The 19,560-nt window shown below is 61.6% G+C and carries 13 protein-coding genes and 1 pseudogene; 10 read left to right on the top strand and 4 right to left on the bottom strand.

The window, feature by feature from the left end:
- The first annotated feature begins 50 nt into the window (after window positions 1–50).
- The 6 genes from hemB to A4R35_RS22760 all read left to right on the top strand — a co-directional run bounded on the left by hemB (window position 51) and on the right by A4R35_RS22760 (window position 9,463).
- Window positions 51–1,031 (top strand): porphobilinogen synthase, encoded by a 981-nt coding sequence (hemB, locus tag A4R35_RS22730; protein ID WP_112433554.1) that lies wholly within the window; start codon window positions 51–53, stop codon window positions 1,029–1,031.
- A 1,043-nt stretch (window positions 1,032–2,074) separates the two neighbouring features.
- Entirely contained in the window at window positions 2,075–4,087 is a 2,013-nt protein-coding gene (locus A4R35_RS22740; RefSeq protein WP_112433558.1) for a glycoside hydrolase family 15 protein, read from the top strand.
- A gap of 544 nt (window positions 4,088–4,631) precedes the next feature.
- Window positions 4,632–6,413 carry an NADPH-dependent assimilatory sulfite reductase hemoprotein subunit gene (locus tag A4R35_RS22745; RefSeq protein ID WP_112433561.1) on the top strand — a complete coding sequence of 594 codons (1,782 nt, stop codon included), beginning with the start codon at window positions 4,632–4,634 and terminating at the stop codon, window positions 6,411–6,413.
- A gap of 158 nt (window positions 6,414–6,571) precedes the next feature.
- Window positions 6,572–7,282 (top strand): precorrin-2 dehydrogenase/sirohydrochlorin ferrochelatase family protein, encoded by a 711-nt coding sequence (locus A4R35_RS22750; RefSeq protein WP_112433563.1) that lies wholly within the window; start codon window positions 6,572–6,574, stop codon window positions 7,280–7,282.
- A gap of 17 nt (window positions 7,283–7,299) precedes the next feature.
- Window positions 7,300–8,136: a uroporphyrinogen-III C-methyltransferase gene (gene cobA, locus A4R35_RS22755; protein WP_112433565.1), complete on the top strand. Its 837-nt coding sequence runs from the start codon at window positions 7,300–7,302 to the stop codon at window positions 8,134–8,136.
- A 100-nt stretch (window positions 8,137–8,236) separates the two neighbouring features.
- The gene (locus tag A4R35_RS22760) at window positions 8,237–9,463 is read left to right on the top strand and encodes a class I SAM-dependent rRNA methyltransferase (RefSeq protein ID WP_189362213.1); all 1,227 of its coding nucleotides are present in this window, start codon (window positions 8,237–8,239) and stop codon (window positions 9,461–9,463) included.
- A 315-nt stretch (window positions 9,464–9,778) separates the two neighbouring features.
- Here A4R35_RS22760 and A4R35_RS22765 read toward each other — a convergent pair whose 3' ends face one another.
- From A4R35_RS22765 to A4R35_RS22775, 4 genes and pseudogenes are all read right to left on the bottom strand, one after another.
- Window positions 9,779–10,843, bottom strand: coding sequence for a hypothetical protein (locus tag A4R35_RS22765; protein WP_223258528.1), 1,065 nt, complete (start codon window positions 10,841–10,843; stop codon window positions 9,779–9,781).
- Between the two features lie 261 nt (window positions 10,844–11,104).
- Window positions 11,105–11,182: pseudogene (locus A4R35_RS25435) on the bottom strand (zinc-ribbon domain-containing protein); the annotation flags it as partial.
- Between the two features lie 257 nt (window positions 11,183–11,439).
- Window positions 11,440–14,160, bottom strand: coding sequence for an ABC transporter permease (locus A4R35_RS22770; RefSeq protein ID WP_112433570.1), 2,721 nt, complete (start codon window positions 14,158–14,160; stop codon window positions 11,440–11,442).
- 48 nt (window positions 14,161–14,208) lie between these two features.
- Window positions 14,209–14,958: an ABC transporter ATP-binding protein gene (locus tag A4R35_RS22775; RefSeq protein ID WP_112433572.1), complete on the bottom strand. Its 750-nt coding sequence runs from the start codon at window positions 14,956–14,958 to the stop codon at window positions 14,209–14,211.
- A 486-nt stretch (window positions 14,959–15,444) separates the two neighbouring features.
- Here A4R35_RS22775 and A4R35_RS22780 point away from each other — a divergent pair, with 486 nt between their 5' ends.
- The 4 genes from A4R35_RS22780 (at window position 15,445) to A4R35_RS22795 (ending at window position 19,544) form a co-directional block, all read left to right on the top strand.
- The gene (locus A4R35_RS22780) at window positions 15,445–16,764 is read left to right on the top strand and encodes a sensor histidine kinase (RefSeq protein WP_189362215.1); all 1,320 of its coding nucleotides are present in this window, start codon (window positions 15,445–15,447) and stop codon (window positions 16,762–16,764) included.
- Entirely contained in the window at window positions 16,742–17,347 is a 606-nt protein-coding gene (locus A4R35_RS22785) for a response regulator transcription factor (RefSeq protein WP_112433576.1), read from the top strand. The genes A4R35_RS22780 and A4R35_RS22785 overlap by 23 nt, the downstream gene beginning before the upstream one ends.
- A 201-nt stretch (window positions 17,348–17,548) precedes the next feature.
- A complete protein-coding gene (locus A4R35_RS22790; protein WP_112433578.1) occupies window positions 17,549–18,934 on the top strand; it encodes a GAF domain-containing sensor histidine kinase in 1,386 nt (461 codons plus the stop codon).
- Window positions 18,909–19,544 (top strand): response regulator, encoded by a 636-nt coding sequence (locus tag A4R35_RS22795; RefSeq protein WP_112433580.1) that lies wholly within the window; start codon window positions 18,909–18,911, stop codon window positions 19,542–19,544. The genes A4R35_RS22790 and A4R35_RS22795 overlap by 26 nt, the downstream gene beginning before the upstream one ends.
- Window positions 19,545–19,560 lie beyond the last annotated feature (16 nt).

Raw genomic sequence — 19,560 nt, forward strand, 5'->3', positions numbered from 1 at the left:
GAAGGGAAAGACGAAAGCAAGAAAGGCAGGAAGGAAAGGAGCGCGATGGCATGAGTCAGTTTCCTGTCACACGCCTGCGGCGCACACGCCGAACGGAGCGCTTACGCGGGCTGGTACGCGAGACCCATCTCGCAGTTGAGCAGTTGATCTACCCACTCTTTATCGCCGAGGGCATCAGTGAGCCGCGTCCGATTGCTTCCATGCCAGGGGTGGTGCAGTGGCCGTTAGAGCAGGTGGCGGGCGAGGCCGAGCGGGTGGCGGCCCTGGGCATTCCAGCTGTCTTGCTCTTTGGCATTCCGGCCACCAAGGATGAGCAAGGCTCGCAGGCTTATCATCCCGAAGGGATTATCCAGCGGGCCATCCAGCGCATCAAGGCGGCGGTACCGGAGCTGCTGGTGGTAACCGACGTTTGTCTCTGTGAGTATACCAGTCACGGCCACTGCGGTGTTATTGCCGGCGGCGAGGTGCAGAACGATCCCTCGCTAGAGCTGTTAGCGCGCATGGCCCTCTCGCATGTCGAGGCCGGCGCCGATATCGTGGCTCCTTCGGATATGATGGATGGGCGCGTTGGCGCCATCCGACGTCTACTCGACGAGCGGGGCTTTGCGCAGACGCCGATCATGGCCTACTCAGCCAAGTATGCCTCTGGCTTCTACGGTCCTTTCCGCGAGGCTGCCGAGTCAGCCCCTCAATTTGGTGACCGTCGCTCTTATCAAATGGACCCGGCCAACGCGCGCGAGGCTCTGCGTGAGGTCGAGCTGGATATCGCCGAGGGGGCGGATATCATTATGGTCAAGCCGGCTCTGGCCTATCTTGACGTCATCCGGCGTGTGCGTGAGCATTACGATTTGCCGCTGGCGGCCTACAATGTCAGCGGCGAGTATGCCATGATCAAGGCGGCGGCCCAGCAGGGATGGCTGGAAGAGCGTCGCATCGTCATGGAGGTCTTGACGGGCATTCGTCGAGCTGGCGCTGACATCATCATCACCTATTTTGCACCCGATGTAGCGCGCTGGCTGCGGGAGGGGTGAGCAAGCCCGGCAGGCGAGACAGGGCGGGACTTTAGATGAGGCAGCAAGGAGAGCCTACGGGAGCGGCGAACGCCCTTGAATGAATACCCTCCCCCGGAAATCCTATCTCTCTCCGATTGCTGTTGTGATCAGCTCCTGAGCGCCTCTTGAAGACGGGGGGCGGGCTGGGCGATAGGTGGGACCGGGGGAAAGGTGGCCCAGGCCATTTGACAGCAAGCTCAGATGCGATTAGAATGATGCCTGTACCGATCAGCAATGGCGGGATGGATGAGAACCCATCCATCCCTCCTTTCTTTATTTTGGCACGATGGCGAGAGACGAGGCGGCTGGCTTGGGGGATAGCTGTTGAGGAGGGCAGCCGCAAGCAGGGGTAGAGTGAAGAAATAAAATGGCCGGTTTTTCCTTTCTAATGAGTAGGCGGCGTGGGAGACAGTGGCAGGCGGGAGTGAGAGCAGCGAAGGAAGGCGGCGCACAATCGTTTGTAGCCGTTACCTCAGCGCTTTTCTTCCGTTCTCACCACATGTAGGTATAGCCCCCAGCGCTGCCGGGGCGGCGGTCCGCCGAGGGATGGAGAAGGGAGGCCAGGCCGGGCGACGCCAGCATTGTTACCTGGAGAGAACGGACCGCCGCCGGAGGGATGGAGAAGAAAGGCCGGAAGGAGCGAGGGGATTCAGATGGCGAGGGAAGGAAGAGAGCAGGAGCAGATAAGGTGTGGGGCTGTCAGAAAGGAGCGGGGTCAGCGGTCTTTAGAAAGAAAGGGGAAAGGGAATCTTTTTTTCTCCTGGCGATCTCTCCTCGGCCAAGGCAGAGGAGGGGAAACCGGCTCTTCCCCCATTTTTAGGGTTGTTCTGATATCTTGTTACCAGAAAGGGTTCTGCTCCGTCCTCTTCACAAAAGGGGCCGGAGAAGGAGCCGGCTTCGATGGGGAAGAGCCCCACACAGGAAGGAACCTGGGAGCCCCGCAGGAGACTCGGCAAGCCCGGTTCTTTCAAAAGGAGCTGTTAAAAGCAAGAGTTTAGCTCACTAAAGGGAAGATTCGTGCTATGGTTGGGTTGAACACCAAAAATCGCTCTTATCAGCCCATCGGATCGTATGGAGTCATCGGAGACTGTCATTCAGCTGTGCTGATAGCGCCGGATGGTTCGGTAGACTGGGCCTGCCTGCCCGATTTTGACAGCCCGGCCATTTTCTGTCGGTTGCTGGATGCGAGGCGTGGCGGCTTTTTCCAGATTGCCCCGACCGATAACACGATTCCTGGAGTTCAGCGCTATCTTCGCGATAGCAATGTGCTACAGACGCGCTTTACAAGCATTGGCGGCGAGATCGTGCTCACTGACTTCATGCCGGTGGAGTCGCTGGAGGCCTGGCCCTACCGCGGCTTGAACAACAACACCTGGTCGTATGAGGACGGCTCGTGCCATAGCCTGGTGCGCATTGTGGAATGCACGCATGGAGAGCTGCCGATTACGGTGACCCTGAAGGCGACGCCCAACTATGCGGCGACGACGAGCCAGATCGAGCTGCTGCCCAACGCCACGGGGGCGGTGATCTCGGATGGCCAGCAGCACATTGGGCTGGCGATCATCGGGGCCTATCGGCTGCCGGGCTTCTCCCTGGAGATCGTACCAGACGAGGGGGAGGAGCCGGAGAAGCTCCATCCCGCTCTGGTGGTGCAGGTCACGCTGCGTGAGGGCGAGCGGCTGATCTTTGCTATCGGCATGGGGCGCAGCCTGCGCGCGGCACGGAAGCTGGTGGAGCAGGAGCTGCTCCAGCGCGATTTTACCGCGGAGCTGGCCCATACGCTGCATTGTTGGCGGCGCTGGATCTCGGGGATCAACTACGATGGCCCATATGCAGAATGGGTTCGGCGCAGCGCCCTGGTCCTGAAGATGATGACCTATGCGCCTACCGGCGCCCTGGTGGCCGCGCCCACGACGTCGCTGCCAGAGGAGATCGGGGGGGTGCGCAACTGGGATTATCGCTTTACCTGGCTGCGCGACGCTTCCTTTACGCTCTATGCCCTGCTGGTCCTGGGCTTTACCGATGAAGCCCGCGCCTTTACCTACTGGCTGCGGCGTCTGTCGTATTCCAATGGCGAGGATCTGCAGGTGATGTACGGTATCCGTGGCGAGCGTGAACTGCCGGAGCAGGAGCTACCACACCTGGAGGGCTATTGTGGCTCGCGCCCGGTGCGCATTGGCAACGCCGCTGCCGATCAGAAGCAGATGGATGTCTTCGGCGAGATCCTGGATTGCATCCATCTCTACCGCCGCCGCGGTGGCTTCGAACGCTACGGCGAGAAGCTGGAAGGCCCCCTGTGGGAGATGCTGCGCTCCCTGGTCGACTACGTCTGCGCCCACTGGCATGAGCCGGACCGCGGCATCTGGGAGATGCGCGGCGAGCCTCGCCACTATGTCTATTCCAAGGTCATGTGTTGGGTCGCGCTGGACCGCGGCATCCGCGCCGCTGAGCAGCTCCATCTGGAGGCTGATCTCCTGCGCTGGTATCGCGTGCGCGATCAGATTCGGGCGGATGTGCTGGCCCACGGCTATAATACCGAGATCGGTGCGTTCACCCAATCATACGCGAGCACGGCCCTCGATGCTTCCAATCTGCTCCTGCCGCTGATCGGCTTTATCCCCGCCGACGACCCCCGGATGCGCTCGACCGTCGATCGCATCATGGAGCAGCTCACGGATGAGCATGGCTTTGTCTACCGCTACCTGTCCGAAGATGGCCTGCCCGGCCATGAGGGCACGTTTACGATCTGTACATGCTGGCTGATCGATAATCTGGCGATGCAGGGCCGCCTCGGTGAGGCGCGCTCGCTCTTCGAACGCCTGCTGACCTACGGCGGGAATCTCGGCCTCTTCTCCGAAGAGATCGATTCGCACACTCGCATGGCTTTGGGCAATTATCCCCAGGCCTTTACTCATATCGCTCTTATCAATAGCGCTTATAATCTTTATAAGGCAGAACAGCGTCTGGCTGAGCGCGATCGCTGCACGCAGCCGGTGATCGCCGCCATCCAGTTGCAGAAGAAAACCGATGAGTGAGCGCACAGGCAGGGCAGGCAGGCGCTCGACACCTGAGGTAGAGAGAGAGGGCCAGAGGAGGGAGCTACAGCGGTCTCCAGCCGGTGCGGTTGGCTTCGTGGCTCCCTCGCTCGCTTAGCCGCTCGCTGCCGCTCCGTCGCCAGCCTGCTCGCTCTGCGATCGCATCGTCAGTATCAGTACTCAGCCAAGCAGCTGGCAAGGAGGACAAGGCTGCCTCCTTGCCGCTGCGGCAGGACGCCGTACTGGAGATGGGCTTCCTCTGTACGCGGGTCACTGGGGACCTCCCTCGGTGACCCGCTTGTTGTTTGTGCCGGGCCGTGCCAGGCCCAGCCCGGCCCTCGGGGGAGACGCCCGCCTGGTCTCGTCCGATCCAGTCCCACCTGGCTTCGCTGCCACCGCCGCCAGCTCTCCTCGGGCCGCGCTCTTCTCTGGCCCCCTGCGCCGTCGCTCTGGTGCGCCTATTGACAAACAGTGCTCTGTATCGTATGTTAATTAATAGTTGCTATAGTTGATCCATTATGTCAACTTTGTTGAGGACTGAGGTATGGCGACCGAGCAAGAGCATCAGACCCCTTCTTCCGCTGGCAACAACCTCCTGGGCCTGGGAGTCGGCGGCGGCAGTAAGGTAGAGCGCATCAAGGCTGAGAGCCGCTATCTGCGTGGGGCCATCGCCGAGGAGCTGGCTCAGGACAGCTCGCATTTCAGCGAGGCGCAGGTCCAGCTCATCAAATTTCATGGGATTTACCAGCAAGAGAACCGTGACCTGCGTCAGGCGCGTAAGGCTGCGGGTGAGGAAAAGGCTTATCAATTCATGGTCCGCTCGCGTATTCCGGGGGGCGCATTGACCGCCGAGCAATATCTGGTCGAAGATGATCTGGCGGGCCGCTATGCCAATGGAACCTTGCGCTTCACGACGCGCCAGGGCATTCAGCTGCATGGCGTCTTGAAGCACGATCTGCGCGCGACGATCCGCGCTATCAATGAGGCGCTGCTCTCAACGCTGGCGGCCTGCGGTGATGTGAACCGCAACGTGATGGCCTGTCCGGCGCCGGCGCGCAGTCGGGCCCAGGCGCAAGTTCAGGAAGTAGCGCGGCAGATCGCTCGTCATCTGGCGCCGCGCAGCCGGGCCTATCATGAGATCTGGGTCGATGGGCAGCATGTCCAGACGGTGGGGACGCCGGACGATGAGGAGGTAGAGCCGATCTACGGGCCGACCTATTTGCCGCGCAAGTTCAAGATCGGCGTGGCTTTCCCTGGTGATAACTGCATCGATGTCTATACCCAGGATATTGGGCTGGTTGCTGAGCTGGACGATGGCGGCGAGCTGGCGGGCTTTACGGTGCTGGTGGGCGGCGGCATGGGCATGACCCACGGCAAGGCCGATACCTATCCGCGCCTGGGAACGCCGCTCTGCTTTGTGCCGGCGGCTGAGGCCCTCTCGGTCGTGGAGACCATCGTAACGATCCAGCGTGACTATGGCGATCGCCAGAACCGCAAGCATGCGCGCATGAAATATGTGGTCGAGGAGCGGGGTATCGCGTGGTTCCGCGCTGAGTTGGAGCGGCGCCTGGGCCATGCCGTGGCTGATCCCCATCCGCTGCAGTGGGAGGGCGTTGATGATCATCTGGGCTGGCACGAGCAGGGTGATGGACGCTGGTTTTTGGGGGTCTATGTGGAGAATGGGCGCGTACGCGATACGGACTCCTGCCAGTTGCGCACGGGCCTGCGAAAGGCGATCGAGACCTTCCGTCCTGGTATCCGTTTAACCGGACAGCAGAATATCCTGCTGACCGATCTGACTGCGGATCAGCGCGAGCCGCTGGAAGCCTTGCTGCGTGCACATGGCATTGAGACGGACCCTACGAAGCTGGGGGTGAAACGCTATGCGATGGCCTGCCCGGCCTTGCCGACCTGTGGTCTGGCAGTGGCTGAGGCGGAGCGTGTTCTGCCCAGCGTGGTGGACGAGATCGGGCGCCAGATGGAGGAGCTGGGCCTGGCCGGTGAGCGGCTCAGTCTGCGTATGAGCGGCTGCCCCAATGGCTGTGCCCGTCCCTATATGGGCGACATCGGCTTTGTGGGCCGCTCGAAGGACCTCTACAATATCTATGTCGGCGGCGATTGGGAGAATACGCGCCTGACGACGCTCTACGCCGCCTCGGTACCTTTGCGAGAGGTACCCGCTACCATTCGCCCGCTGTTGCTGCTCTGGCGCGATGAGCGCACTCCCGGTGAGACTTTCGGCGACTACTGCCATCGCGTCGGTGTGGAGTATCTGCGTCAGCGGGCGCAGACCCTCGACGAACGCCAGTTGAGTGGCTTGCATTGAGCGTGCGCGCCTGCTGCTCTTCCTGGAGAGGCAGGCGCGCTGTGTATGGATGCAGAACCGCGCGGCGTGGAGGATGGGGGACCGGGCAACGGAGAGGACAGTGTCACTTTGAGCGTGTGAGCGAACGAGAGAGAGCTGAGAGAGGAACGGCGACCGAGATGCCGAACTATTATCCGATTATGCTCGATGTGCGCGGTCGACGTGTGGTGGTGATCGGAGGCGATCGCATTGCGGCGGAGAAGGTCCAGGCTTTCGCCGCCTGTGGGGCGCAGGTCTGTGTGATTGCTCCTGCGTGGTGCGTGGAGCTGGAGCAGGTGGCTCAGGAGTTGGGGGGACAGCTAGAGACGCGGCGTCGCCCCTATCAACCCGGCGACCTGGAGGGGGCGTTTGTGGTGATCGCCACGACGCGCAAGCCGGAGCTGGTTGAAGCCGTCTGGAGCGAAGCCCAGCAGCGCGGGCAGTTGCTCAACATTGTCGATTTGCCCGAGCGCTGCAATTTCATTACGCCTTCGATTCTGCGCCGCGATCCCCTGACAGTGGCGGTCTCGACGGAAGGGGTCAGCCCGGGCCTGGCGAAGCTGATCCGTCAGGAACTGGAGCAGCACTTTTCCCGGGCCTATGGGGCCTTCTTGCGTCTGGCGGCGGAGGCGCGGGCTTTGCTGCGTACCCAGGGGGTCACCTATGAGCGGCGCGATGCCTTTTTTCAGGAGTTCTACCGCTCGCCGGTGCTGGCCCGCCTGGAGGAGGGCGCTGAGGCCGAGGCCCGTGCTCTGACAGCGGAGCTGTTGCGCCAGTATGGCGTGGAGGTACCTCGCTCGTTCGAGGAAGGTGGCGCCGGCGCCGTTGATGAGCGCTCGCTGGCCTCATAGAGGGGGGAGATGGATGAATGAGCGAGAAGCTTGAACAGCCAGGGGCACCGCTGGAGCGTGGCAAGGTCTACCTGGTGGGTGCTGGTCCCGGGGCGCCCGATTTGATTACCGTGAAGGGCTTGCGCTGCCTGCGCGCCGCCGATGTGGTGATTTATGATCGCCTCGTTGCCCCCGGGCTACTGACCGAGGTCCGCCCTGGGGCCGAGCTGATCTTTGCGGGGAAGCGACCAGGCTGCCATCAGCTACCCCAGGCGGAAATCAATCGCCTGTTGATCGAGCAGGCCCGCCGTGGGCGTCTGGTGGTACGTCTCAAGGGAGGTGACCCCTTTGTCTTCGGACGTGGTGGTGAGGAGGCCGAGGCGCTGGCGCAGGCTGGTATTCCCTTTGAGGTGGTGCCGGGAGTGAGCGCGGCGCTAGCCGTGCCAGCTTACGCCGGTGTGCCAGTGACGCACCGGGGCCTGGCCTCGCTGGTGACCATTGTGACCGGTCACAAGGAGCGTGGCACTGAGGCGAGCGCGGTGGATTGGCGCACGTTGGCGCGCGTGAGGGGAACGCTGGTGATCTTGATGGGTGTGAGGACACTGCCCCAGATTGTGGCTGAGCTACAGGCTGGCGGACTGAGCGCCGACACTCCGGCGCTGGTGATCGAGTGGGGGACGCTGCCCCAGCAGCGCGCGGTTACGGGCAGACTGGCCGAGATTGCGGAGCGCGCTGCTGAGACGGGCATACGAGCGCCGGCGGTCATCGTGGTCGGTGAGGTGGTGCGCCTGCGCGAGGTGCTGGCCTGGTTCCAGGACGAAGGGACCGCTCCTCTTGCCGCCGATGATCCGTATGCTATAATGGCCGACGAGTAGGGCCGGTGGTCTGCCTGGCTGGGCTGAGATGAGACGAGGCGAGGCGAGACGAGGCGAGGCGAGGCAGAGCTGCCGCTATCCAGGGGGCTGGCCATTGTCAATGTCTACCGTCTATCCACAGGTACGTTTGAAGCCGCAACGCGAGGAGCCGCTGCTCAACGGTCATCTCTGGGTCTTCTCGGGAGCCTTGCAGCAGGTGCCGCGCGAGGTCGAGCCGGGCGGGCTGGTTGAGGTGCGCTCGGCCTCGGGTCAGTTCCTCGGACGCGGCTATTATCATCCTCACACCGATATCGCGATCCGTCTACTGACGCGCCGCGAGGAGCCGATCGATGCTGCGTTGCTACGCCGACGCATTCGCCGGGCTCAGGAGCTGCGCCGCGTCTTTGATCCAGCCCTTACCAACATCTATCGGCTGATCCATTCAGAGGGTGATGGTCTACCTGGCCTGATTGTTGATCGTTACGCTGAGGTGCTGGTGGCTCAGGTGCACACGCTCGGCATGGAGCGTCTTCTGCCTCTGCTGGTGGAGCCTCTGCTCGAAGAGACGGGGGCACGTGGTCTGCTGTTGCGCAACGATAGCCAGGCGCGGCGCCGTGAGGGGTTAGCGCTGGAGGAGCCGCGCTTGCTGGCCGGCGAGGTGCCCCCGGAAGTGGAAGGGCGCGAAAATGGCGTGCGCTACCTGATCGATCCCTGGCGCGGTCAGAAGACCGGCTTCTTTCTTGATCAGCGCGACAAGCGAGCGGCGCTGGCCAAGTATGTGCGGGCTATGGTCGCGGAAATAGCGCCCGAGGGCGTTGCGCGCGTGCTCAATTGCTTCTCCTATACGGGCGGCTTTTCGCTGGTGGCCGCCTTAAGCGATCAGCGCGTGCGGGTGACCAGCGTTGATAGCTCGCAGCCGGCAATGGAGGCGGCCCGTCGGCATTTCGCCTTCAATGGGCTGGATGCTGATCAGCACACCTTTGTCGTCGCTGATGTCTTTGCCTATCTGGAGGAGGCCCGTGCGCAGGGCGCGCGCTTCGATATCGTGGTACTTGATCCGCCAGCCTTTGCGCGCAGCCAGGGGGCGAGGTCGCAGGCCCTGCGGGCCTATCGTCGCCTGAACATGCTGGGCATGAGCGTGCTGCGTCCCGCTGGTATTCTGCTGAGTTGCTCCTGCTCGGGAGCGATCGGCCTGGATGACCTGTCGGGGACGCTCTCGCTGGCGGCGCGCGCCCTCGACCGCGAGGTGCAGGTGTTGGAAGTGCTGACCCACAGCTGCGATCATCCGGTCAGACTGGCTATGCCCGAGACCCTCTATCTCAAAGCCATCTTCTGTCGTCTGCTCTAGTGAGATGGCTCTTTCCCTCTCTGGTGGCCCGAACGGCTATCGTGGCCAGCTTTCAGGCTGCCTGTTGGACCAATTCCGTTCACCTGAGAGAAATACCTGTCTGTCGCTGATACCATCTCTCTCTGCTGTTGGCCCTTTTCCCTGGGCTGCTGATGGAGCACTGTCTATGCCTCTTTTACGTGATCTGCTGCTGAGAGAGGCATCCGTTTCAGAATCGCTGGAGCCGGGTGGCTCCGCGTCTGAAACGGATGATGGTGGTCGGGGAGGATCGAGAGGCCCCATCGCTTGAGTCAGTGTTTCGTCCGGGTACCTCAGCTAAGCTGAAATTTTGTTAGAGCTGAGCTGGAGCGGAATCTGCGCCTCCTGACTATTGGGAAGAAGATCGCTATGCATCATAATCACTGTACAAGCCGTTGTTCCTTCCGGTAGAGCGAAGATAACATCGCCAGTCTGGTTAGTGGTTCCTGCCTTAACGATCATGTGGAGGGTACTCACTGTAGGCGGAAGGCGATCGCTGCCGACCTGAAGGCGCATAAAATCATCGGCGTTGAAGCCGACATCCTGATCGGATGGGTTATCGACGCGGAAGCTTAAGGTCAGGAAGCGCTTCCCGCTATCGGCTTGCTTGCCGTGGGCGCTCCAGCTCACAGTAGTTTCCGTGACCGTCCATTTCAGGCCGGCGTAGGTGGTCTGGGCGTTGGTTGGCCTGGTGGTAGAGGGATCGTATTTCGTGAGGTCGGGCTTGTTCTGTAGGGGGATGTCCATGCTCGCTTCGGTAGGGCCTCCCAGGCGCAGCAGCGTGTGGCTCACATCCACATTGTTGGGAACGGGGAAATCAAGCCAGTTGGTGCGGGTCGAGCTGGGTTCCGGGGCTCCGCCGTATTGTAGGGCGTTTGGTGCAACGCTCGTTTGGTTGGGGAGAATCAGACGAGCAACCTCATGATAGGAATAAGAGGCAAAGTCATTGGTCTCGTTGTTCTCCTTGAGGAGGACGCGCAAGAGAGCCGCACTGTTGGTAGCATTGAGGTCGTCGGGGAAGCTGTTGGCCAATTGAACACTCATGACGGTGATCGTGATGGAGGAGTAGGTCACGGTGCCGTTCACAGGGAAAGTGCGGGTTGGGATGCTTGTGGGCGTGTTGGAGTGGAGCGTAGTGCCCCCGCTGGTGCCGCTGCTGTGAGAAGAGGAGGTGGTGGTGCCGGTGCTGGCGAGGTTGCGCAAGAGGAGGTAACCGCCCACGCTCAAGGCCCCGCAGACGATTACGATCAGTAGGATAATCAATAGCACGCCGCAACTGATACCGGCGATGACGCCGCGGCTGGAGTTCCGCTGTGGGCGGGCGTAAGGAGGGGGAACACTGCCTGGCTGAGGTGGAGGCATGGCTCTTTGCTGACCGTAGGAAGGAGCAGGGGGAGGGGGCGTATAGCCCGGCTGCCATCGGCCAAAGGCTGGTTGCTGCGGGCCAGAGTTGGGAGGCTGTTGATTGAGGGGCGGAGCAGGCGACCAGGCTGGCGGATGGGAGGGAGGAGCTGGTGGGGGCAGAGGCGACACAACGGTCCTCTCTAGCGACTCGGAAGATCCGGCTGATTCCCCTGCTCCAGAAGAATGGGTAGGGTCGCCGGTTGCCGGGCCGAGGACAGCGCCGCACATTGGGCAGAAAGCCTGCTGTTCTTGCAATGGGACACCGCAGTTTGGGCAGAAGCGAAAGTTGGGCGGCATGGTAGAAGCCTCCTGTCATAAGGAAGGATAGGCAAAGGTGTCTGCTAGCAAGAGAACGTTGGAGGAGAGGAATTCTCTAGGGTGAATGTGAGCAATAAGGAGCGATGACAGAAGGCTGGGGAAGCCTGACCATCTCCCTCGTTTCTGGCTGCCACAGCTAAGAAGACAGCAGTTGAAAAAAAACGAACAAAAGCCGCTCCCGCTTTTCGCTAAAGGGAGAGTGGCTTTTGCTCGCTTGCCCTGGTTCGGGAGGGTCCTCATTCATAGCGCAGCACGATCAACGGGCGTACGCGCACAGCCTGCCAGGCGACCAGGACCGCCGTGCTGGCGGCCAGGAGTAGCGGCATAACGACCAATCCAGCCATCACACCTGGCTCCATGCTAAGGATGAGGTTGTTGTTAAAGAGCACTTTGCTGAAGAGGATTACCCCGCCGGCAGCCAGGAGCGCCGCAATGGAGGAGCCAAGGCCGCCAGCGACAGCATACTCGATGGCTATCTGGCCGAGCAGACTTCTGGCCGTATAGCCTACTGCCTTGAGAATCCCTAGCTCGCGCCGCCGCTCCAGCATGGCCAGAGCTACCGCATTGGCGATGATGATGACCCCGGCCAGCAGCGAGAGCAAAGCCAGAGCCAGCAGGACCAGCGTGATCTGCTTCACTACTTGCAGAAAGGCCAGAGCGCCATCGGTCAGATTCTGCGCCGCTGCGTTGGGCACGATCTGGTTAATGGCCTGCAGGGCAGCCACGACCTCAGTGGTGGGCACCTTCAGGTAGAAGACGGTGGTTCTGTTGGCCTGTTGTGGGCTTAAGGAGGCCACAAAGGAGGCCGGGGCCAGAACTTTCCCCAGGGTCTGGTAGCTGCTGGCAATCGAGAAGACCCCTACGATGTGGGCCGTTCTGATGCTCTGGCCATCGAGGCTAGTGAAGGTAATGGTATCCCCGGGCCGCAGATTCAGCCCGGACCAGCCGGCGCGGGTCAGAATGGCGCTGATGAGGATATTGTTGCTGTTGGCGTCACGGGCGCTGAGGTTGCGACCGGCGATCAGGGTGAGCGTCGGCTGGCTGTGGGAGAGATCGAACCCTTCGAGGCCGCCCAGCATGGCGCGGTCTTGCTGGCCGTAGTCGCCACCAGGCATCTGCCCTTGTGCTGGACGCCCGTTGATAGCCACGGGCAGCGTCTGGCTGAAGAGGTTCACACGGCTGGCGCTGAGGCCCGGGATACTATGCAAGTGGGCGGCAAGGCGCGTACTGTCGCTGCCACTGGTGGTTACCACCAGGTTGTAGGGCTGCTGCTGGCTCAGAACGCTGCTAACGCGCTCCTGGAGATCCTGGCTCAGGCCAATATCGAGGCCGACCCCATAGACGCCGATAAAGAGCGCCAGGACAGTTGCCGTGACACGCGCGCGCCGTCGCCCGATGTTGCGCAGTGCCATCTTGAGGGAGATTTTCCAGAAGGGCGGCAGCCAGGGGAGCGCCAGACCCAGCAACGCGAGTGCCAGGAGCAAGAAGCTGAACATGGGGAGGAGTGGAAAGATGACCAGAGCACCCACCAGGCCAGCCAGCGCCAGCAGGATCGGCAGCGGGTGCAGCCTCTCAGGTACCGGTAGCCTGCTAATCAGCCCGAGTGAAGCGCTGAAAAGGCCGCTTAGCAAGAGCAGACAGGCAAAGGTACCGTAAGTCACGCCAACGGCGAGCACATAGTTGTTCTCCAGGATCACGCTTGCCAGCAAGCAGAAGAGCAAGGAGAGCAGAAAGAGCATTGCAAGCGTCAGACCACGACGATGGCGACCCAGCATCTCGCTTTCGCGCAGGACCTGTAGCGGGCGGATGGAGGCCGCCTGGGCGATCGGCAGCAGTCCGAAGATCAGGGCCGTCACGGTGCCAGTGAGCAGACCGGAGGCGATAATGCTATAGTTGAGCAGAAACGGCAGGCTGATCCCGAGGCTCTGGAGCAGCTGACGGGTCAGGTAGCTTATACCGATAGCGGCAAGCGCTCCCAGCAGACCACCGCCGAGGCCGAGCAGGCCCGCCTCCAGGCCGAAGAGGAGGTAGAGATCGCGGCGGCGGTAGCCGACCGTCTTGAGCATGGCGATCTCGGTCCGGCGGCGTGAGAGCAGCACCTGCATCGTGTTCACGATGCCCACGCCGCCAATGAGCAACGCCAGCAGGCCAGCGATTTTCAGGAACTGGCTGATCTGGTCAATTGACGACTGCTGGGCCTTGAAGAGATCGCTGGCCGTCTGCACACTGACCAGCGGGAAACGCCGGTTAATAGCAGTCACGGCGCGCGCCGTTTGGGCCTGTGAGCTGGTGGTGAGGTCGATCAGGGTATAGGTGGCCAGGGCTGCAGATCTGGCCGCCAGGTAGGTTTGTTGCGACAGAAGCACCAGATTACCGGCCTGGGCGAAGCTCCCGCTGTTGGCGATTACACCGGCGATCGTCACCGTCATCGTCTCGCCGGCTCCATTCAGGCTCTTCACGTAGAGAGGGAAGCGTTCGTTGAGCTGCTTATGGTAGAGCGTCAGAAACTGCTCAGTGACGACAACCTGATGGCCCTCAAGCGCACTGCGCAGCGTGGCCCCACTCGGCGCGCGGAACTGTGGAGGCGAGACCAGGGGGAAGCTTGCAGGATCAACGGCCTCCACTGGAAACGTCTGGGTTATGGCCGTCTGGTTGCTCAGAGCCCCGTTGGCGCCGATAACAGCTGTATAGCTGCTGATGAGACCCTGCTCTTTGAGCTGATCGAAAAAGCTGAGATCGGTGGGCCTGAGCGGCGCGCCGGAGGCGTTGATGGCGATATCACCGCCAGTGGCATCGCGTGCGCTGTCGGCCAGCGAGTGCTGCAGCATAGAGCCGACGAGCTGCAGGGAAACAATGGCCATGACCCCCACTGCGATGCAGAGGATGGCCAGAAAACTGTGCTGACCGCTGCGTAACAGGGACCTTCCGCTATAGTGCAGGTAGAAAGAGGCTTTCATCTCTATTGCTCGCTTCTTACTATAGTGACAGTCAAGAACTGTTAGCACTTACTGCGTGACTGCAGAGTGAGTCGCCTCAATGGCCGCGATCTGGCCGTCGACGATGCGTATCGTGCGGTCGGCCAGGGAGGCGACCAGCGGGTCGTGAGTCGCGATGATAAAGGTCTTACCGAGTGTTGAGCGCAGCTGCAGAATCAGCTGAAGAACGTGCTCGCTATTGCGAGCATCAAGGTTGCCCGTTGGCTCATCGGCGATGATCAGCGCCGGATCGCAGGCCAGAGCACGAGCCAGAGCGACGCGCTGCTGCTCGCCACCAGACAGCTGGTTGGGGCGGTGGTGAAGACGCTGTTCGAGACCAACGAGCGTGAGCAGCTCGCGGGCGCGCGTCGCCGGCGATCCCCGGTGCTTGCCGGTATAGAGCGGCAGCTCTACGTTCTCCTGAGCTGTCAGGGTGGGAATCAGGTTGAAAGCCTGAAAGACCATGCCCAGGCTGCGATTGCGTACGCTGGCCAGCTGGCTCTCGCGCAGGTGGCTAATATCCATACCGTTGAGCAGGACCCGACCCGTGCTCGGGCTATCCAGTCCGGCGATGATGCCCAGCAAGGTGCTCTTGCCAGCCCCTGATGGCCCTACGATCGCGACAATCTCGCTCTCGTAAATCTGGAAACTGATGCCTTTGAGAATCGCAAGCTGTTCGTGGCTTAGTGGCAACGTTTTGGTAATCTCCTGTACATCAAGGATGACAGCGCTCTCCGTTGCCTGGGGATAAGAGCTCGGGACCGCTGGCTGACTGTTCATGGCAGCAACTCCTTTTTGTTTGGCGTTTCGCCAGTCTCTCGCTTCTTGCTCGTGCTTGCAGACGTGAGCAGCTGCCTGATGGAAGGAACCCTTGCCGGCCTGGATCTTGTGCTGCGACTGCCTCGGGTCAGGTCGGGCAGGGCTGGCAGCGCTCATATGGGTCGAGTATAGGGAGAGCGAGGCCAGGCCGGTAGTGGAGGTAATCACCAGAATCGCCTGACAGATGTCATACCAGTCTGATGATTGTCTTCACTGGACATGGCCCGCTGGGCCGGCTATACTCACCTCAAGGGGAGGAAACAGTTGGGAGAAGGGCAACAAGTAACCTATGGAGTCAGAGGGTGCTTCGATCTGCACCAGCCCAATCCTGGTAAGTAAAATGAAGATGCCTGTCAGTCAGCCAGCCTGTCCAGGCTAGAAACGAGCAACTGTATGTCACCCCGTCTGCACCCACTCTGGCCGTTTCGCCGGAGGAGGGTTCCCCTTGTGGCAGAGAGAGAGCCACAGTCTGCTCTAGAGGCAGCCTCGCCCTGGCCGGTGGAGCGGCTATCGCCCTATCTCATCTGGAGTGTCTGGGTAGCATGGGTTCCTCTCTTCTTGCCTATTATTATTGAGATGCTATTATCTCATCCGAAGACAATTGATGCTGTCATTTCTGTGGCAGGAGTCATTTGCTTTTTTGGTATCTATCTCTGGGCGAGCTTACGTGATGCCTGGTATCTGGCTTCCACGCCACCAATGGCCAGTCTTGTTGAGGCGCGTCTGCCGCGTGCCTGGCTGGTCTTGGGGGTGCTGAGTCTCCTGTCAATCCCGTTAGTGCTCCTCAATGGAGGTAATAACTGGTTCAACCTCTTCTACTACATCAGTGGCTACAGTGGCGGACGTCTCCCTGTGCGTCAGACGGTGCTGGCTGTGGGCGGGCTAGAGCTGCTGGCGACGCTCCTCGGGCTGCTGGCCCATAACCCGCTCAGTGTGCTGGGTATGACCCTGCTATTCATCGCCATCATAGGCGCCCTCATCTCGGCTGTGGGCCATTTTGTCAGGACCAGCCAGCGGCTGCGCAGCGCGCGCGTGGAGATCGCCCGTCTGGCGGCCACTGCAGAGCGGCTGCGCATTGCGCGTGATCTCCACGACCTGCTCGGCCACAGTCTTTCATTGATCGCGCTGAAGAGCGAGTTGGCTGGCCGTCTGCTTGATCAGGCGCCGGAGCGAGCGGCGCGTGAGATCCGTGACATTGAGCAGGTTGCTCGCTTCACCTTGCAAGAAGTACGTGAGGCGGTGAGCGCCTACCGTCGGCCAGCGCTGCTCGATGAGCTACAGGCGGCGCGTGAATTACTAGAGGTGGCCGGGGTACGCTATCGGCTAGAAGGAGAGGGTGCTCTGGAGGCAGTGAAGGTACCGGCGCTAGAGGTGGCCTGTTCCTGGATTGTGCGCGAAGGAGTGACCAACGTCATCCGGCATAGTCGGGCGCGCGAGTGTTGCATACGCTTCAGACGGGGAGAGCGCATGCTCTGGATCACGATTAGCAACGATGGATGCGTACCGCCTGCTCGCGGTGGAGGGCTGGCGGGCAACGGACTGCGAGGTCTGGCTGAACGCGTACTGGAACTAGGCGGCCAGTTCGAAGCGGGGCCGGTAGCCGATAGTTTCCGCCTGGAAGTGGCATTACCCTTGACGGGGCGTCGCAGTGAGCCAACAGAAGTCTCTGTCTCTGAGCATGGCGGCCTTGAAGCAGGGCGGAGACGCGTTGAGAGACCAGGCGACGTCACAGGAGGACAGAGCGATGATACGAGTCCTGCTGGCTGAAGATCAAGCAATGGTGCGTGGTGCCCTGGTAGCGCTGCTCAGTCTGGCGGGTGACATCGAGGTTGTTGCCGAAGTCGGACGTGGTGACCAGGTCGTACCGGCGGCATTAGAGACGCAACCCGATGTAGCGCTTTTGGACATCGAGATGCCGGGCGGCGATGGTCTCACGGTAGCGGCGGCGCTCCATCGGCAGCTGCCAGAGTGTCGCATCCTCATTCTGACCACTTTTGGGCGTCCTGGCTATCTCAAGCAGGCGCTGGCCAACGGCGTTGTTGGTTTCCTGCTCAAGGATGCTCCGTCGGCGCAACTGGCCACCGCCATCCGGCGGGCACTGGCGGGTGAGCGCATCGTTGATCCCGGCCTGGCGATAGCGGCCCTCAGCGAAGGAGACAATCCTCTGACCGAGCGCGAGCGGGAAGTCTTGCGGGCTGCCCTGCCTGGAGCAAGCATAGCCGAGATCGCGGCGCAGCTTTTTCTCTCCGAAGGAACGGTGCGTAACTATCTCTCGGTTGCCATTCAGAAAATGGGGGCGCGCAATCGCATTGAGGCAGCGCAGCTGGCCCGTCAGAAAGGCTGGCTTTAGCGGCCAGTGGCCGTCAGAGGAGTAGTCAATGGCGGATCGGTCGAGGCGGGTGTGGGTGGTCCCTTTTGCCCAGACCTTGCTCACGAGCGTGCAAAAGCAGGAGTCAGGGAGAGCTGCTATAATAAATAGCAGTCAACGACGACAGGAGAGACGTCTTTGCTCGGGCCCGGGTAGTTGCGCGTCACAGAGAAGAAGCCTGCTATGGTACAGACCAGCGATGACAGCCGGACGAACCTGATTGCCAGTCTGCAGGAGCGTGCCGAAGAGCTGGCCCAGCTCAACCGCATTGCCATTGCACTCACCTCAGAGTTCGATCTCCAGCGCCTGCTCCAGATGATCACCGACGCCGCGCGCAAGGTGACCGCAGCCGAGTACGCTGCCTTTTTCCTCATTCCCGAACTCACTAATGAATCGCCGGAGCGGCGCAGCAAAAAGGGCCTCTTTCATCTGGCGGCGATCTCTGGCGAGCACGGAGTCGAAGAGCACTTTCGCCATGTCGGTCCGGTCGAGGGGGTTGGCGTGCTTCATCCCGTCTTCTGGAAAGGCACCTCCGTACTGGTGGACGACGTCCTCGCCGACCGACGCTACGTTGGCATTCCCCGCGGCCATATCCCTGTACGCAGCTTTCTTGGCGTCCAGCTGCGGACGCGCGAAGGGTCGATCCTGGGAGCCTTCCTCATTGGGCACACGCAACCCAACCGCTTCAAACCGCGCCATGTCGAGCTGATCGAGGCCCTCAGCGCGCAGGCTGCTGTTGCCATTCACAATGCCCAGCTCATTGCCCGCGAGCGCCACGCCATGGAAGAGCAGGCCGCGCGGCTCGAGCGTGAGGTCCGCGAGCGCACCGCTGAGCTCGAGCGCCGCAACCAGGAGCTGACGCGAGTGGCCACCGACCTTCAGACCCTGCATCACGAGCTGACCGAGGCCCAGAAACGCCAGATGCTGGCCGACGAGCGCAGCCGCATCGCCCAGGAACTGCACGATCGCGTCCAGCAGACCCTGTTCACCATTGGCCTCAAGGCCGACTGGGCTTTAGAGCAGCTGCCGCCGGGGTCGCCATTGGAGCGTCCCCTACGCACCATCAAGCAGCTGGCCTCGTTAGGAACGGCCCAGGTACGCGATGCCATCTTTGCCCTCTCCTCCAGCGAGCCGCAGACGCAGGATGGTGGCCTGATCAGTCGCCTGCATGCCCTCATTCACGACCTGCGCGAATCCGCCGCTGAGCTGGATATGGACCTTGTCGTCGCCGAGTGGGCCAGTGCGCCGCCGGTAGCAGTCGAGAACGCCCTTTTCAGCGTAGCGCGCGAGGCGCTTTCCAACGTCCTGCGCCACGCCCAGGCGACCACTGTCGTGGTCACCGTGCAGGTCACGCGCACACAGGCTATGCTGGTCGTTCAGGATAACGGGGTCGGCCTGGCGCCGGAGATCCTGGAGAACTACCGTCACAATCCGGCCCATCTCGGACTGCGCGGCATGCAGCAGCGGGTGTGCGACTGTGGCGGCCAGCTTCTGCTAGTCAACGGTGAGGAAGGTGGCCTGATCGTGAAGGCGGTGATCCCTCTTGATTCGCTTACTGATCGTCGATGATCACGAGATGGTGCGCGAGGGCCTCAAGGCCATGCTGGTCTCGGAGCCAGATTTTGAGATCGTGGGTGAGGCGGCCAATGCCGAGCAGGCCCTGGGGTTGGTCGAGCGCCTGCGTCCTGACATCATTCTGCTCGATGTGCGCCTGCCGGGGGTCAGTGGCGTAGCTCTGTGCCGCCAGGTCTGCGAGCGCTACCCTGAGATCGGGGTCATCATTGTCACCACCTATACCGATGAGCAGCTGGTGGCCGAATGCCTGCAGGCGGGCGCCCGCGGCTATATCGTCAAGGACATCGAGCGTTTCGATCTCAAGCGCTCGATCCGGGCGGTAGCGCGTGGTGAGGCGGCCATCGATCCCAAGGCGGCGGTGGCCGTACTGGCCCATTTGCGCCGGACGCCGGTGCGTCAGGAGCCGGGGCCGGAGCCGCTGAGCGCCCAGCAACTGGTGATTCTGCGCCTGATCGCTCAGGGCCTTTCCAGTCGCGAGATTGCCGCCAAGCTCTACCTCAGCGAGAACACGGTCAAGAGCTACGTTCAGGAGATCCTGCATCGTCTGGGAGTCAAGAATCGCACCGAGGCCGTCATGGTAGCTGTCAAGCAGGGCTGGCTCTAGGCGGGCAGCGAGTCCA

The organism is Thermogemmatispora tikiterensis (genome assembly GCF_003268475.1).
In the GTDB taxonomy this organism is placed as follows: domain Bacteria; phylum Chloroflexota; class Ktedonobacteria; order Ktedonobacterales; family Ktedonobacteraceae; genus Thermogemmatispora; species Thermogemmatispora tikiterensis.